Genomic DNA, 15040 nt, shown 5'->3' on the forward strand with positions numbered 1-15040 from the left:
GCGCCGGGCGACAACGACCGAGTTTTGCTTTGGTCCCCAGCGACTACCGCGCCGGACGGCCGCCTTGCTTCCATCAAGGCCCAGGAAAAGCGAGGAGGGCTCATGAATCGGCGCACCGTACTTGCGAGCACGGCCGGGGCGGCGCTGGCCGCCACCGGGGCGACACCCGCGTTCGGCGCCGCCGCGGCCACCGACGCGGACGCGATCGTGGTCGGGCACGGGCTGGCCGGGCTGGTCGCCACGGCCGAGCTGGTCGCGGCCGGCCGCAAGGTGCTGCTGCTGGACCAGGAGCCGGAGGCGAGCCTGGGCGGGCAGGCATGGTGGTCGTTCGGTGGGCTGTTCTTCGTCAACTCGGTCGAGCAGGGCCTGATGGGCGTCAAGGACTCCTACGACCTGGCCTGGCAGGACTGGCTCGGCACGGCCGGCTTCGACCGTGGGATCGACGACCCGGCCGGGCAGGACTACTGGGCGTACAAGTGGGCGCAGGCCTACGTGCAGTTCGCCGCCGGGGAGAAGCGCTCCTGGCTGGCCGGGCTGGGCCTGCAGTGGTTCCCGGCGGTCGGCTGGGCGGAGCGCGGCGGCGGGAAGGCCGACGGGCACGGCAACTCGGTGCCGCGGTTCCACGTCACCTGGGGCACCGGGCCGGCGATCGTCGAGCCGTTCGAGAAGAAGGTGCGGGCCGGGGTGGCGGCCGGGAAGGTGGTCTTCAAGTTCCGGCACCGGGTGGACGAGGTGGTGGTCACGAACGGGGCGGTCACCGGGGTTCGCGGGGCGATCCTGGAGGCCAGCACGGCTGCCCGCGGGACGCCCTCGTCCCGTACCGTAATCGCCGATTTTGATCTGAAAGCGCCGATCGTGATCGTCACCTCCGGCGGCATCGGCGCGAACCAGGACCTGATCCGGCAGAACTGGCCGGCCCGGCTCGGCACGCCCCCGGGTTTCATGGTCACCGGCGTCCCCGCGCACGTCGACGGGCGGATGCTGGCGATCACCCAGAAGGCCGGTGGGCGGATCGTCAACCCGGACCGGATGTGGCACTACACCGAGGGACTGCGGAACTACGCGCCGGTCTGGCCGAACCACGGCATCCGGATCCTGCCCGGCCCGTCCTCCATCTGGCTCGATGCCAAGGGGAAGCGGTTCTCCGCGCCGGACATGCCCGGCTACGACACGCTGCACACGCTCGGCACGATCACCGCGTCCGGTTATGACTACTCCTGGTTCGTCACCACGCAGAAGATCGTGGACAAGGAGTTCGCGCTCTCCGGCTCCGAGCAGAACCCCGACCTGACCGGGAAGAACCTCTGGCTGCTGCTGTCCCGGATCTGGCAGACGCCCGAGCCGATCCAGAAGTTCCAGAAGTACGGCGCGGACTTCGTGCAGGCCGCGACACTCCCCGAGCTGGTCGCCGGGATGAACCGGCTGGCCGGGAACAGCCTGCTCGACCCGGCCGACGTGAAGCGGCAGGTGGACGCACGGGACCGGGAGATCGACAACGCGTACAGCAAGGATGCCCAGGTGATGGGCATCCGGAACGCGCTGGACTACCTCGGCGACCAGATCAGCCGGACCGCGTCGATCCACAAGATCCTGGACACTTCGGCCGGGCCGCTGGTCGCGGTCCGCCTCAACGTGCTGACCCGCAAGACCCTCGGTGGCCTACAGACCGACCTGTCGGGCCGGGTCCTGAACGCGGCCGGGGCGGCCATCCCGGGCCTCTACGCGGCCGGCGAGGTGGCCGGTTTCGGGGGCGGCGGGGTGCACGGCTACCGCTCACTGGAGGGCACGTTCCTCGGCGGCTGCCTCTTCTCGGGCCGCCAGGCGGGCAAGGCCGCAGCCGCCGCTCTGGCGTAAAAGGATCAGGAGCGCGGCGTGCCGATCAGGGCGTTCAGCCCGCCGGTGCGCCGCAGCTTCTGCCAGCCCAGCCGGATCCCGCCGAGCGCGGCCAGCGTCGACTGGATCAGCACCAGGTACATCAGCTGGCGGTAGACGAACTGCTGCAGCGGCACCCGCCACAGCGGTTTCAGCGACTCCCCGTCCAGCCGGAACGCGTAGATCGTGCTGATCATCTGGACCGCCAGCATGGCGACCCAGGCGGCCACCGTCTTGACCGGGTCGAGGAAGAACAGGCCGTAGATCAGGAACACGTCAATCAGCGGCGAGAGCAGCGGCAACAGCGTCTGGAACAGGGCCAGGTTGAGCAGCCCGCGCCGCCCGAACCGCCCGCCCGGGCCCTTCTCGAACAGCGCCCCGCGGTGCTTCCACATCGCCTGCATGGTCCCGTAGCTCCACCGGTACCGCTGCCGCCACAGCTGGGACATCGTCGCCGGCGCCTCGGTCCAGGCCCGGGACCGCTCCTCGTAGACCACCCGCCAGCCGGCCCGGATGATCGCCACGGTCAGGTCGGTGTCCTCCGCCAGGGTGTCCTCGCTCAGGCCGTCGACCTGCCGCAACGCCTCCCGCCGGAACGCGCCGATGGCTCCCGGGACGGTCGCCATGCAGCGCATCACGTCGTAGGCGCGGCGGTCGATGCTGAAGCCGACCACGTACTCGATGTGCTGCCAGAGCGCGACCATGCTGTTCCGGTTGGCCACCTTGGCGTTGCCGGCCACCGCGCCGATCCCCGGGTCGGCGAACGGCTGGACGAGCAGGCGCACGGTGTCCGGCTCGAACACGGTGTCGCCGTCCATCATCACGACGACCTCGGTCTTCGCGTGCGCGATGCCGTTGTTGAGGGCGCTGGACTTGCCGCCGTTCGGCTGCCGGACCACCGTCACGTTCGCGTGGCCGAGCGCCTCGGCGATCTCCGCGGTGCCGTCGTCCGAACCGTCGTCGACCACCACGATCTCGATCGGGTGGGTACTCGCCACCAGCGACTTCAGGGTGTCGGCGATGCACTCCTTCTCGTTGTAGGCGGGCACGATCACGGTCACCGGCTCGGCGTACGCCCCGCCCCACGGATCCGGGTCCTTCTTGTAGCGATTGGCATGCTTTCGACCCAAAATCAACATCAGAATCAGCCGTACGACCGTGAGCACGCCCAGTGCGAGCAGCAGGTAGGAGAAGCCGATCGTCACCCCCTTGGCCAGCCGGATCGCGCCGACCACGCCCAGCCCGATCGCGTGATCCCGGCTGCTCGCCGCGGGATTGATCGTGCTGTTGCCGGTGAGCGCCGCCACCGTGGTGAAGGTGTAACCCTCCTTCTGCAGGGCCGGGATCACCGTCTTCAGCGCGGTCGCGGTCTTCGACCGGTTACCGCCGCCGTCGTGGAAGAGCAGGATCGCGCCGGCCCCGTCGTCCGGCATCACCGCGTCGGCGATGTCGGCCATCGTGGCGCCCGACTCCCAGTCCCGGCTGTCCAGGTTGTTGACCACGGTCAGGTAGCCGCGCTCGCCCATGTCGGCCATCACGTTCCAGGTCTTGTTGTCCAGCGCCTTGACCGTGGACGAGTACGGCGGCCGGAAGATCAGACTGGTCACGCCGGCCGCCCCGGCCAGCGCGAACTGGGTCTCCTGCATCTCCACGCCGCGCCGCCGCTCGCCCTTGGAGGACATCTCCGGGTGCGTGAACGTGTGGATGCCGATCTCGTGGCCGGCCTCCTTCACCCGCTTGACCAGGCCCGGGTACTGGCTGATCTGCGAGCCGATCATGAAGAAGGTGCCCGGGACGTCGTACTCCTTCAGCACGTCCAGGATCTGCGGCGTGTACGTCGGGGACGGCCCGTCGTCGAAGGTCAGCACGATCTGGTTGTCCGGCACGGTGACCGTGGTCGTGGTGCTGCCGTCGGTCTGGATGATCGGGCCGCCGGTCAGCGCGGCGCTCGGCACCTGGTCGGTGTCGTCGGTCGCGGCCGCGGCCCCGTCCTGGGTGAACTCGCCCTGCACGATGCCGTTGACGACGAGGATGCAGGCGAACAGCCCGAGCACCACGGTCAGCACGATCCAGCGGGGCGAGGGCACGGGCACCCGGACACGCCGCCGGCGCGCCCCCTCCGACGTCTCGACGGACACCGATCTCCCCCTCGCGGCGCGGCGACGCCGGACGAGGCACGGGCCGGCGCTGGCTCACCAGCCCTATCGGCCGGAATTCCACACACCTGAGGCATTTGCCGGTGAGATAGTGCTCAGGTGGCTTTTCTCCGCTTGGCGTCGGTATCGGCAACCGCCCTTCTCCTGCTCGGCGGCGGCTCCGGTCTCCTCCTCGGCGGCTGTTCCGGGGATGACGACACCAGCGACACCAGCGCGACCACCGCACCGACCACGTCGACATCCGCGTCGGCCGCCGCGATCACCATCCCGGCGACGCTGAAGTCGGCGCCGTACATCGACATCCTCAGCGGCACGGTCGACGTTTCGGACGTGGCCACCAAGACCGGGCAGAAGGACTTCGCGCTCGCGTTCGTGCTGGCCGACAGCACCGCGTGCACCCCCACGTGGGGCGGCACGACGGCGATCGGGGACAGCAAGGTCGCCGCCGAGATCGACAAGATCGACGCGGCCGGCGGGAGCTCGATCGTGGCCACCGGCGGCGCGACCGGCACCTACCTGGAGAGTGTCTGCTCGAAGGATCAGCTGGTCACGGCGTACGAGGCGGCCCTGGACGCGGCCGGCAGCAACCGTCTCGACGTGGACATCGAGCAGTCCGTCACGGTCGAGACGGTGGCCGGGGCGCTGGCCGCGCTGCAGAAGGCCCGGGGCACCGCGATCACCCTGACCCTGCCGGTGGCCGGCACCACGCAGGGCCTCGCCGACGCCGGCATCGAGCTGCTGAAAGCCGTCGAGGACACCGGCGTCCAGGTCACTGTCAACGCGATGACGATGAACTTCGACGCGGCCGGCGGCGGGTGGGGCCTGGCGATGACCCTGGCCGCCGCCGCGGTCAAGGCCGACCTGGCGAGCATCTGGACGGACAAGACCGACACCGAGCTGTACGCGATGCTCGGCGTCACCCCGATGATCGGCGTCAACAACACCGGCGGCACGACGAAGACGGCCGATGCGAAATATCTGCTCGACTGGGCCACCGGCAAAGGCGTGGGATTCGTCCGTTTCTGGTCGGTGAACCGGGACAACGGCAACTGCACCGACGGATCGGTCGCGGCCGACTGCAGCGGCATTTCCCAGACGGAATATCAGTTCACCGACCAGTTCCACGCATTCGCCGATTAGCCCGCCGTGGCGGTGGCGGTGGCGGTGGCCGTCGCGGACGCGGTGGCCGAGGTCGACACCGTGGCCTTCGTGGTCAGCGCCGAGTCGGCGGCCTGGACCACGCTCGCCCCGACGATACCCATGTAGAGCGCGGCGAACAGGGCCACGAAGAAGCCCGTGACGGCGAGCAGCCGCTTGCGGCGCCCGGTCGCGTCGACGAACACCTGGGTGCCTTCCTCGGCCGGCATGGCAGGAGTGCGAATCATCGTTCCGATTCCTTCCGATTGGTCACTCATGACCCTAGGAATGGAATCTACGAATCACCTTTGCCGACCACCGACGAATTCTGTCAATAATTCTCACTAATTGTCGGCAGCGCCATTACTGAGAGCATTCATGCGGCCGTAGTCGACCGCGCCGGTCAACTCCTGGTAGGTACCCGGGCCGAAGACCTCCCGGGCGGCACGGTCCACCAGGCCGTACGCCGCCTGGGCCACCGCCGAGCCGAGGCTGATCCGGGCCACCCTGAGCTTCGCCAGCTCCCCGATCGACGGCGCGCCCGGACCGGCCATCACGTTCACCGGCCCCGGAATCGCCTCGACCAGCGCCCCGATCGCCGCCGGATCGGTCACCCCGGGCACGAAGATGCCGTCCGCGCCGGCCGCCAGGTACGCCCGCCCGCGGGCGATCGCCTCGGCCAGGTCACCGAGCCCGAACAGCAGCGTGTCGATCCGGGCGTTCAGGAAGACCGCCGGGGCGGCCGCGTGCGCCGCGGTGATCCGGGCGACCTGCTCGCCGGCCGACCGGGCGCCGTCCTCCAGGTTGACGCCGGCCACCCCGGCCGCGGCCATCTCGCGCAGGGTGCCGGCCGGATCGCCGTAGCCCGCCTCGACGTCCACCGAGACCGGCACGGACACCGCGGCCACCACCCGGCGGGCCGCCGCCACGGCGAGCTCCCGGGCCAGTGCGTCGCCGTCCGGCGCGCCCAGGCTCCAGGCCACCCCGGCGCTGGTGGTGGCGACCGCGGCGGCCCCGGCCGCGGCGACGATCCGGGCGCTCGCCGCATCCCAGGCGTTGACCAGGACGAGCGGGGAACCGGGCTGGTGCAGGGAACGAAAGTCAGTCACCCTCGGAAGTCTTCGCGCCCGGGCACCCTCGGGACAGCTATTTAGCGGAGACTAAAAGCATGGTCGCGATCGCGTTGCCGCCGGACGCCGCCACCCGGATCAGATTCGCGGTGTCCTGCCTGTGGGAGGTGCTGGCCAGCCTGCGGGTGCTGCACGGGCGCGGGGTTCCGTCCGTACATCGGAAATGGGCTCTGGAACAGCGGCCCGGACCGGACGGCCTGCTCGCCCGGCTGATCCCGCCCGCCGGGGGCTATGCCCCCGATTTTCTGACGCCGCCGCCCGCCGGCCTGACCGCGGACCTGGACGCCGAGCTGGCCGTGCTCCGGGCGACCGGCCCGTCGACGGTCCGCGCGCACCTCGCCCTGCTGCCCGGCGGCACCGACCTCGACCTGTACCGCGATCCGGCGGCCGGCCTGGCCCGGCTCAGCGACGAGATCGCGGCGTACTGGGCGCGGGCGATCGCTCCGGACTGGCCCCGGATGCACGCGCTGCTGGACGCCGACGTCCGCCGCCGCGCCCACCACCTGGCCACCGACGGCGCCGCCGCGGTCCTCAACGACCTGCACGAACGCGTCGCCTGGCGGGACGGCACGCTCCTCGTCGACCAGCGGCACTGCACCGCGCCGGACGTGGCCGACGGCAGCGGGCTGGTGCTGATCCCGTCGGTCTTCGCCTGGCCGTCGGTGCTCACGGTGTCGTCGTGGGGGACCCCGCAGGTCGCCTATCCGGCCGCCGGGGTGGCCACGCTGTGGGAGGAGTCGTCCCGGCTGCCGGGAGCGCTGGACGCGCTGGTCGGGGCCGGGCGGGCCCGGATCCTGAGCGAGCTGGGGAGTCCGCTGTCGACCACCGAGCTGGCCCGGCGGACCGGGATCACCGCGGGTGGGGTGTCCCAGCATCTGCGGATCCTGCGCGCGGCGGGGCTGATCGCCACGCATCGGGAGGGACGGTTGTTGCTGAACTCACGGACCCGGGCAGCGGAGGTACTGCTGAGCGCGGCCGGGTGAGCCCCGCGAACCGGCCTACAGCGGCAGGACCACCGCCGACGGCTTGCCGGCGAAGCAGGTGATCGACATGCGGTATCGGCTCAGCCCGCCCGCGAAGACCACCGACGCGGTCAGCCCCGGCCCGGGATCCACCCGCTCCGCCACGAAGCCCTCGGCCGGCTCCCAGCTGAGGATCTGCGCGTTCCCGGAGACACAGATGGCGTAGACCGCGCCGCCCTTCGACTCCAGCCGGGTGCTCTCCGGCACGTCCGAGGTCGGCGGCGCGCTGTCCCCGGCGCTCGGCTCGGGAACCGCGGACGGGGCCGCCGAGCCCGGTATCGAGGGGTTCGCGCTGGCCGGCAGCTCGCTGGTCACCGCGGCGGCGCGGCGATCCGGCCGGGTGCCGGAGGGGCTGGGCGTGGCGCCGGCCGACCTGGCCACGCCGGGCGGGCCGGCCGCCCGGCTGGCCGGCGGGGCGGCGTCGATGCCGGCCGGCCTCGGATCGCCCTCGCGGGTGACCCACACTCCGGCGACGAGGATGAGCAGCGCCACCATGACGCCGCCGGCGAGCAGCAGCCGGGCGCGCTGCTGGGGCGCCACGAGCCGGCCCAGGGAGATCATCTCGGTCGCGTCGTCGAACCGGGTGGGCGGCAGCTTCGGGGCCTTCGCCATCCCGGCCTCGAACTCCGGGATCTCCGCCGGCTCCACCTCGGCTTCGACCGGAGCCGGGGCGGGCGGGTCCGGGACCGGCGCGGCCGCGGCCCCGGCGTGCTGGGCGGTTATCGAGACGGCCTCGGCCGCGTCGCCCAGGATCGCGGAGACCTCGGCCGCCGACGGCCGGTCCGCCGGATCCTTGGCCAGGCACCGGTCGACCAGCTCGGCCACCCCGGGCGGCACCCCGGGCAGCTCCGGCAACGGCATCGGCTCGGCGTACATGTGCGCCGACAGCATCTGCGTGGTCGTCTCCACCGTCCACGGCGACTCGTCGGCGAGCAGCCGGAACAGCAGCACGCCGAGCGCGTAGACGTCCGAGGCCGGCTCGATCGCGCCGCCGGTGAGACGCTCCGGCGCCAGGTATGCGGGCGTGCCGAGCAGCCCCTCCTCCGGTTCGGCGGGGCCGGCCGCCGCCGCGATCCCGAAGTCCACCACCTTGGCGCCGGACGGGGTCACCATCACGTTGGCCAGCTTGATGTCCCGGTGCACCAGGCCGTCCTCGTGGGCCGCGGCGAGCGCCGCCGCGACCTCCCCGCAGATCCGGAATACCCGCCGGGGCGGCATCGGCGCTTCGGCCAGACGTTGCTGCAGCGTGGGGCCATTGATCAATTCCATGACGACGTACGGAACAAGCGTCCCGTCCTCGTCCGATTCGCCGAAGTCGTGGATCTGCGCGATGTTCGGATGCGACAGGGTCGCCGCCGCCCGCGCCTCGTGCAGGATCCGGGAACGGAACCGGTGGTCGGCGGCGTACCGCCCGGCCAGCACCTTCACCGCGACCGGCCGGTGCAGCACCTCGTCGGTGGCCCGCCAGACCACGGCCATTCCGCCCCGGCCGAGCTCTTCGTGCAGCAGGTACCGTCCGCCGAGCCTCTGTCCCTCGTCCACTCGTCGCAGTGTGCCTAAATGCTCGCCGATTCGCACATCGGCAATCCCGCGAATGCCATTCATCTTTCACATTCCGCAACGCCTGGATATCTTCGGTGCGCGCGGAGAATGCGGAGAATGCGGCGAGCACAACCGGATAAGAGGTTCCCATGGCGATGTCGAAACGGCAGCGGCTGGCCGACGCGGCGCTGAGCCGGCTGCTGGGTCTGGCCCGGGCCGCGAACGGGTACACGGTCGAGCAGGTCAGGACCCCGATGCGGGACGGCGTCCGGCTGCTCGGCGACCACCTCGTCCCGGACACCGGGGAGTCGAAGGGGACGGTGCTGATCCGTACCCCCTATGGTCGTGATCTTCCTAATCCGGTGATGAACGGCCGGATCCTCGCGGCCCGGGGCTATCACGTGTTGTTGCAGAGCGTGCGCGGCACCTTCGGCTCCGAGGGGGTCTTCCGCCCGATGGCCCAGGAGGCCGAGGACGGTCAGGACACCGTGGCGTGGCTGCGCGAGCAGCCCTGGTTCGACGGCCGGCTGGCCACTCTCGGGGCGTCCTACCTGGCCTGGTCGCAGTGGGCGCTGCTGCAGGACCCGCCGCCGGAGCTGCGCACCGCGGTGATCTACGTCGGGCCGCACGACTTCCGTGAGGCGGTCTTCGGGACCGGCGCCTTCACTCTCGGTGACTTCCTCGGCTGGAGCTACCAGATCGCCCACCAGGAGGACGGGCCGGCCGGCCGGGTGTTCAGCATGGTGACGTCACAGCGCCGGCTGCGGCCCGCGCTGGAGGGGCTGCCACTGGCCGACGCGGCCGACCCGGTCCTGCTCGGGCGCGCGCCGTGGTACCGGGAATGGCTCGACCATCCGGAGGGCGACGACCCCTGGTGGACGCCGTACCGCGCGGGCGCCGCGCTGGCCGGCCTGAACGTCCCGGTGCTGCTGATCGGCGGCTGGCAAGATCTATTTCTGGATCAAACCATGATTCAGTACGAGGCCCTGCGCGCCCGCGGCGTCGACGTCGCCCTGACCGTCGGGCCGTGGACACATCTGCAGGCCGGGCTGCACGGCGCCGGGGTCGTCACCCGGGAGAGCGTGGCCTGGCTCGATCAACACCTGGCGGACGGCCCGGCCGCGCGGAAATCACCCGTTCGAGCGTTCCGGACCGGGGAGCGCGCCTGGCACGAGATGCCCGCGTGGCCGCCGGCGACCGAACCGGCCACGTTCCATCTGCGCGCCGGGCGCCGGCTCACCACCGCCGAACCCGAGGGGCCGGAGGGCGTCGCCGAGTTCCGCTACGACCCGGCCGACCCGACCCCGTCGGTGGGCGGGCGGACCCTGGTCGGCTCGATGGGCGTGAAGGACAACCGGCCGCTGGAGGCCCGGCGGGACGTGCTGATCTTCACCACCGATCCGCTGCCGACCGCGGTCGACGTGATCGGGAACCCGGTGCTGGACCTGACGATCACGGTCGACAACCCGCGGGCGGACGTGTTCGTCCGGCTCTGCGACGTCGACCCGCGCGGGCACTCGCGCAACTTCGCCGACCAGTACCGCCGGCTCGATCCGTCGGTGCCGGCCGGGGAGTCGCAGCGGCTGACGCTGACCCTGGACCCGTGCTTCCACCGGTTGCCGGCCGGGCATCGGCTGCGCCTGCAGATCGCCGGTGGCGCGTTCCCCCGGTTCGACCGGAACCCGGGCACGGACGGGGCCGGGCTGGCCGCGTCCGGGCACACCGTGGACGTGACCGGGTCGCGGCTCACGCTGCCGGTGGCCGCGGCAGCTCCATCCACCATTCGGTGAACTGACGGGCCTGCCCGGTGTGGTCGAGACGCAGCACCCACAGGTTGCGGTACTCGGTGTCCGGGTAGACCGTCCGTCCCTCGATCACCGCGAGCTCCTCGGTGATGATCACCGGCTGCCAGGTGAACGTGGTGCTGCCGGGCGGGTCCTGATGGCCGAGCCAGCCGGCGACGATCGCCTCGCGGCCGACCCAGGGCGGGTCGTACGGCGCGGTGAAGTACGCCGCGTCGTCCGCGAAGAGATCCCTGATGTGCTCCGGGTCGTTCGACTCCCACGCCCTGCGGTAGCGGTCCACCCACGCGGTCACCGCGTCCAGGCTCGTCATGGCACCCTCTCCCGGGGTCGACGGTCAATCGCTCGTGTTGACGGTCAATGTGAATCAACACATGGACTGCACACAACAGTCATCAATGTTGATCCAGTCAAGTCAACAGGTGGATCGGCGGCCCGGATAGGGTCGCCGGGTGACTCAGAGCTGGCGGCACCTGCCGCCCCCGGCCCGCCCGGTCGCGACCGCCACCACCGCGGCGGTCGCCGCCGTCCGCGCGGCCGACGCGGCGGCCCTGGATTCCGCCGTCGACGCCCTGGCCGTCCTGGACGCCGCGCAGACCGGCCTGATCCTCGGCACCACCATTCGCCTGCTGCTGGAGGACGGGCACCCGGACGGCCTGGCCGCCGACGACATCCGGGAGACGCTGGCCGGCTGCATCCGCGCGCACCCCGAGGCGCACCCGCAGGTCATCCTCTGGCTGCTGGCCGGCGCGCTCGGCGTCCTGGAGGAGGACAGCATCCCGGCGCCCCGGCCGGACGCCCTGGCCCGCAACGCCGCGCTGCTGCTCACCGACCTGCTGGCCGGGCGGGAGCTGTCGCTCTGGCTGACCGCCGCGCTCACCGACATCCAGCACACGCAGCTGAACGACTGAGCCCGGCCGCGGAGGACGCCTCATCCGTGCTCCCGCGCCCAGGCGCAGATCGCGGCGAGCGGCTCGCGCAGGGTCCGGCCGAGCTCGGTCAACTCGTACTCCACGTGCTGCGGCGGGTCCGGTTTGTACACCCGGCGGGTGACCAGGCCGTCCGACTCCATGCCGCGAAGCGTCTCGGTGAGCATCTTCGGCGTGATCCCAGGGATCCGCCGGCGCAGCCGGGCCGGGCGCTGCGCCCCGTCGGCCAGCGCGTAGATCAGCAGCACCCGCCATTTCACCGCGAGCCGTTCGAGCGCCTGCCGGGTCACGCAGCCCTCTTCCAGCACGTCCGGTACGACCAGCTCCACGCCCACCCCCATGGGTACCCGAAAGTGCCTTCTGTCCGCGCCGCCGGTTGCAGCCTAGCGTCGCAGCGTGACCGAGACAGTGACGTTCTTCAGTGCTGGACTGCGACTCGAAGGGGTGCTCCGATCCGCGCCGGGCCGGCGCGCCGCCGTGCTCACCGGACCGTTCAGCGGTGTGAAGGAGCAGGTGGTGGCCGAGTACGCGGAGCGTCTCACGGCGGCCGGCCTCACCACGCTGACGTTCGACCACCGCGGCTTCGGGGCGAGCGAGGGCCGCCGCGGCCACGAGGACAGCCAGGGCAAGCTGGCCGATCTGCGGGCCGCCGTGAGCGTGCTGGACGGCTACGACCGGGCGCTGGTCGGGGTGTGCCTGGGCGCCGGGTACGCGATGCGCGCCGCCGCCACCGATCCGCGGGTGCGGGCGGTCGCCGGGATCGCCGGGGCCTACAACAGCCCGGCCTGGTTCGCCGAGCGGATGGGCCTGGCCGGCTACCGGGCGGCGCTCGCGGACATGCTGGCCCGCTACGACGAGGAGATCCCGGCGGTGGCGCTGGAGGGCGAGGCGGCGATGCCGGGCGAGGAGCCGTGGTCGTACTACTCGAAGTGGATCGGCTCAGAACACTGGGCGAACCGGGTGACCCGTGGCTCGCTGCACAGCCTGATGACGCTCGACGTGCTGGGCGTGCGCCCGCTGCTGCCGCCGAGCCTGATCGTGCACGGCCGGGTGGACGACTACTGCTCGCCGGAGCTGGCCGAGGCGATGCACGCCGACGAGACGGTGTGGCTGGACTGCACCCGGCACGTCGACCTGTACGACGTGGACGAGCACGTCACGCGCGCGGTGGCAGAGACCGCGGCGTTCCTGGACCGGACCCTTTAATATTTTGCAGTCTCTGCAAAGTTTGTCGTAGCCTCTCCGGCATGAACCGGGACGACAAGCGGCGGCAGACCCGTCGTGCCCTGATCGGCGCCGCGCTCCGGCTCACCGACGAGCGCGGCGCCGATCGCGTCACGGTCGACGAGATCAGCGAGGCCGCGGGCGTCTCCCCGCGGACGTTCTTCAACTACTTCGCCACCAAGGAGGACGCCCTCGTCGGCGATCCCCTGGAGGGCTGCACCGATCCCCGGGCGCTGCTGCTCGCCGCCCCGCCCGGCCCCGCGCTGGCCGCGGTGGAGGCCGCGCTCGCCCCGGCGATCCGGCTGATCCAGGAGGACCGGGAGCTGTGGCTGCTCCGGCTCCGGGTGATCCGGAACAGTCCGCAGTTGCTCCCCCGGCTGGCCGCCATCGCCGCGACCGCCGAGCAGGAGATGAGCACCGCGATCGCGGGACGCCTCGGGCTGCCGCCGGGCCACGCCTATCCGCCGGCGCTGGCCGCGGTCACCGGCGCGGTGCTGCGGGTGGCGCTGATGAGGTGGGCCGAGAACGCGCAAAACGGCGTTCCGGACGTACCGGAAATAAGCCTTTCTGATGTTGTTCGCGAGGCCTTCGGCATGGTCGCCGGCGGCCTGGCGGATCCCACCCCATCGAACGCACGAGGATCTGCATGACCGCTGTACCCGTCCCGACCGACACCGCCGAGGCGACCGGCCGGATGACCCATCGCGAGGTCGTCCAGGCCCTGTCCGGCCTGATGCTGGGCATGTTCGTCAGCATCCTGGCGTCCACCGTGGTCGCCAACGCCCTCCCGAAGATCATCGCCTCGCTGGGCGGCAGCCAGTCCGTCTACACCTGGATCGTCACCACCGAGCTGCTCGCGATGACCGCCACCGTCCCGCTCTGGGGCAAGATGGCCGACCTCTACAGCAAGAAGCTGCTGATCCAGCTCTCGCTCGGCCTGTTCGTGCTCGGCTCGCTGATCGCCGGCCTGGCGCCGAACGTGGAGGTCCTGCTGGTCAGCCGGATCGCCCAGGGCGTCGGCGCGGGCGGCATGTCGGCCCTCGCGATGATCGTGATGGCCGCCATGATCCCGCCCCGCGAGCTGGGTCGGTACTCCGGCCTGTTCGGCGCGGTCTTCGGCGTCGCGACGATCGCCGGCCCGCTGATCGGCGGCGTCCTGGTCGACACGTCCTGGCTGGGCTGGCGCTGGTGCTTCCTGATCGGCGTGCCGTTCTCGCTGGCGGCGATCGCGATGCTGCAGAAGACCCTGCACCTGCCGGTGACCCGCCGGGAAGTGAAGATCGACTGGCTGGGCGCGCTGCTGATCACCGGCGGCGTGAGCACCCTGCTGATCTGGTCGACGCTGGCCGGCCAGCACTTCGCCTGGGCCTCGGCGGAGACCGCCGCGTTCGTCGCGGGCGGCCTGCTCCTGCTGGCCCTGGCCGTCCGGGTGGAGTCCCGGGCGGCCGAGCCGATCGTGCCGCTGGGCATCTTCCGGCACCGCACGGTCAGCCTGACGGTGATCGCGAGCGTGCTGGTCGGCGTCGCGATGTTCGGCGGCACGGTCTTCCTGTCGCAGTACTTCCAGATCTCGCTGGGCAAGTCGCCGACGGTGGCCGGCCTGATGAGCCTGCCGATGATCTTCGGACTGCTGGTCTCCTCGACGGTCGCCGGCCAGCTGATCACCAAGTTCGGCCGGTGGAAGATCTACCTGGTCGCCGGCGCGGTCGTGATGACCGGCGGGATGCTGCTGCTGAGCACCATCGGCGCGGACACCTCGGTGCCGCTGATCTCGGTCTACATGGCCGTGCTCGGCGTCGGCGTCGGCATGCTGATGCAGAACCTGGTGCTCGCCGCGCAGAACGACGTGCCGGCCACCGAGCTGGGCGCCACCACCTCGGCGCTCACCTTCTTCCGCAGCCTGGGCGGCTCGATCGGGGTCAGCGCGCTGGGCGCGGTGCTGGCCGCCAAGGTCACCTCGCTGGCCACCGAGAAGTTCGGCGCCGCGGCCGCCTCCGGCGGCACGGCGAAGGTGCCGGACCTGGCCACTCTTCCGCCCGCGGCCCGAGCGATCTTTCAAGACATTTACGGTACGGCGACCGCCCACCTGTTCATGATCGGCGCCCCGATCGCGTTCCTCGCGGTGATCGCCGTCCTGTTCATCAAGGAGAAGCCGCTGTCGACGCTCTCCGGCGACGAGCGGGCGGCCCAGGAGCAGGCCGGCGCGGCCCTGCACTGATGCCGACG

14 protein-coding genes are annotated in these 15040 nt (G+C 71.5%); 8 read left to right on the forward strand and 6 right to left on the reverse strand.

What is annotated here, in order from left to right:
* Positions 1-102: 102 nt before the first annotated feature.
* Positions 103-1854 (forward strand): FAD-binding dehydrogenase, encoded by a 1752-nt coding sequence (locus L3i22_RS48615; protein WP_221324163.1) that lies wholly within the window; start codon positions 103-105, stop codon positions 1852-1854.
* A 5-nt stretch (positions 1855-1859) separates the two neighbouring features.
* On the opposite strand, the gene L3i22_RS48620 is transcribed toward L3i22_RS48615, so the two are convergent.
* Positions 1860-4010 carry a bifunctional polysaccharide deacetylase/glycosyltransferase family 2 protein gene (locus tag L3i22_RS48620; RefSeq protein WP_221324164.1) on the reverse strand — a complete coding sequence of 717 codons (2151 nt, stop codon included), beginning with the start codon at positions 4008-4010 and terminating at the stop codon, positions 1860-1862.
* 117 nt (positions 4011-4127) lie between these two features.
* On the opposite strand from L3i22_RS48620, the gene L3i22_RS48625 reads away from it, so the two are divergent.
* Positions 4128-5168: a glycosyl hydrolase gene (locus L3i22_RS48625; protein WP_255657706.1), complete on the forward strand. Its 1041-nt coding sequence runs from the start codon at positions 4128-4130 to the stop codon at positions 5166-5168.
* Here L3i22_RS48625 and L3i22_RS48630 read toward each other — a convergent pair.
* Together L3i22_RS48630 and L3i22_RS48635 are read right to left on the reverse strand one after the other, a co-directional pair.
* Complete coding sequence (locus L3i22_RS48630) at positions 5165-5413, reverse strand: hypothetical protein (protein WP_221324165.1); 249 nt, start codon at positions 5411-5413, stop codon at positions 5165-5167. The genes L3i22_RS48625 and L3i22_RS48630 overlap by 4 nt on opposite strands.
* A gap of 96 nt (positions 5414-5509) precedes the next feature.
* Positions 5510-6274 carry an isocitrate lyase/phosphoenolpyruvate mutase family protein gene (locus L3i22_RS48635; RefSeq protein WP_221324166.1) on the reverse strand — a complete coding sequence of 255 codons (765 nt, stop codon included), beginning with the start codon at positions 6272-6274 and terminating at the stop codon, positions 5510-5512.
* A 59-nt stretch (positions 6275-6333) separates the two neighbouring features.
* On the opposite strand from L3i22_RS48635, the gene L3i22_RS48640 reads away from it, so the two are divergent.
* Positions 6334-7278: a DUF5937 family protein gene (locus L3i22_RS48640; protein ID WP_221324167.1), complete on the forward strand. Its 945-nt coding sequence runs from the start codon at positions 6334-6336 to the stop codon at positions 7276-7278.
* A gap of 15 nt (positions 7279-7293) precedes the next feature.
* Here L3i22_RS48640 and L3i22_RS48645 read toward each other — a convergent pair whose 3' ends face one another.
* The gene (locus L3i22_RS48645; RefSeq protein WP_221324168.1) at positions 7294-8859 is read right to left on the reverse strand and encodes a serine/threonine-protein kinase; all 1566 of its coding nucleotides are present in this window, start codon (positions 8857-8859) and stop codon (positions 7294-7296) included.
* Between the two features lie 149 nt (positions 8860-9008).
* Here L3i22_RS48645 and L3i22_RS48650 point away from each other — a divergent pair, with 149 nt between their 5' ends.
* On the forward strand, positions 9009-10649 hold the full coding sequence (locus L3i22_RS48650; protein WP_221324169.1) for a CocE/NonD family hydrolase: 1641 nt from the start codon (positions 9009-9011) through the stop codon (positions 10647-10649).
* On the opposite strand, the gene L3i22_RS48655 is transcribed toward L3i22_RS48650, so the two are convergent.
* Positions 10606-10974, reverse strand: coding sequence for an SgcJ/EcaC family oxidoreductase (locus L3i22_RS48655; protein WP_221324170.1), 369 nt, complete (start codon positions 10972-10974; stop codon positions 10606-10608). The genes L3i22_RS48650 and L3i22_RS48655 overlap by 44 nt on opposite strands.
* Before the next feature lie 139 nt (positions 10975-11113).
* On the opposite strand from L3i22_RS48655, the gene L3i22_RS48660 reads away from it, so the two are divergent.
* Positions 11114-11572, forward strand: a complete 459-nt coding sequence (locus L3i22_RS48660; RefSeq protein ID WP_221324171.1) for a hypothetical protein — start codon at positions 11114-11116, stop codon at positions 11570-11572.
* 20 nt (positions 11573-11592) lie between these two features.
* On the opposite strand, the gene L3i22_RS48665 is transcribed toward L3i22_RS48660, so the two are convergent.
* Positions 11593-11919, reverse strand: coding sequence for a helix-turn-helix domain-containing protein (locus L3i22_RS48665; protein ID WP_221324172.1), 327 nt, complete (start codon positions 11917-11919; stop codon positions 11593-11595).
* Positions 11920-11986: 67 nt separating this feature from the next.
* Here L3i22_RS48665 and L3i22_RS48670 point away from each other — a divergent pair, with 67 nt between their 5' ends.
* The 3 genes from L3i22_RS48670 to L3i22_RS48680 are packed head-to-tail and all read left to right on the forward strand — an operon-like array spanning position 11987 to position 15032.
* Complete coding sequence (locus L3i22_RS48670) at positions 11987-12796, forward strand: alpha/beta hydrolase (protein ID WP_221324173.1); 810 nt, start codon at positions 11987-11989, stop codon at positions 12794-12796.
* Positions 12797-12837: 41 nt separating this feature from the next.
* Entirely contained in the window at positions 12838-13464 is a 627-nt protein-coding gene (locus L3i22_RS48675) for a TetR/AcrR family transcriptional regulator (RefSeq protein ID WP_221324174.1), read from the forward strand.
* Positions 13461-15032: an MDR family MFS transporter gene (locus tag L3i22_RS48680; RefSeq protein WP_255657707.1), complete on the forward strand. Its 1572-nt coding sequence runs from the start codon at positions 13461-13463 to the stop codon at positions 15030-15032. The genes L3i22_RS48675 and L3i22_RS48680 overlap by 4 nt, the downstream gene beginning before the upstream one ends.
* Positions 15033-15040 lie beyond the last annotated feature (8 nt).

It is taken from the genome of Actinoplanes sp. L3-i22 (assembly GCF_019704555.1).
In the GTDB taxonomy this organism is placed as follows: Bacteria; Actinomycetota; Actinomycetes; order Mycobacteriales; family Micromonosporaceae; genus Actinoplanes.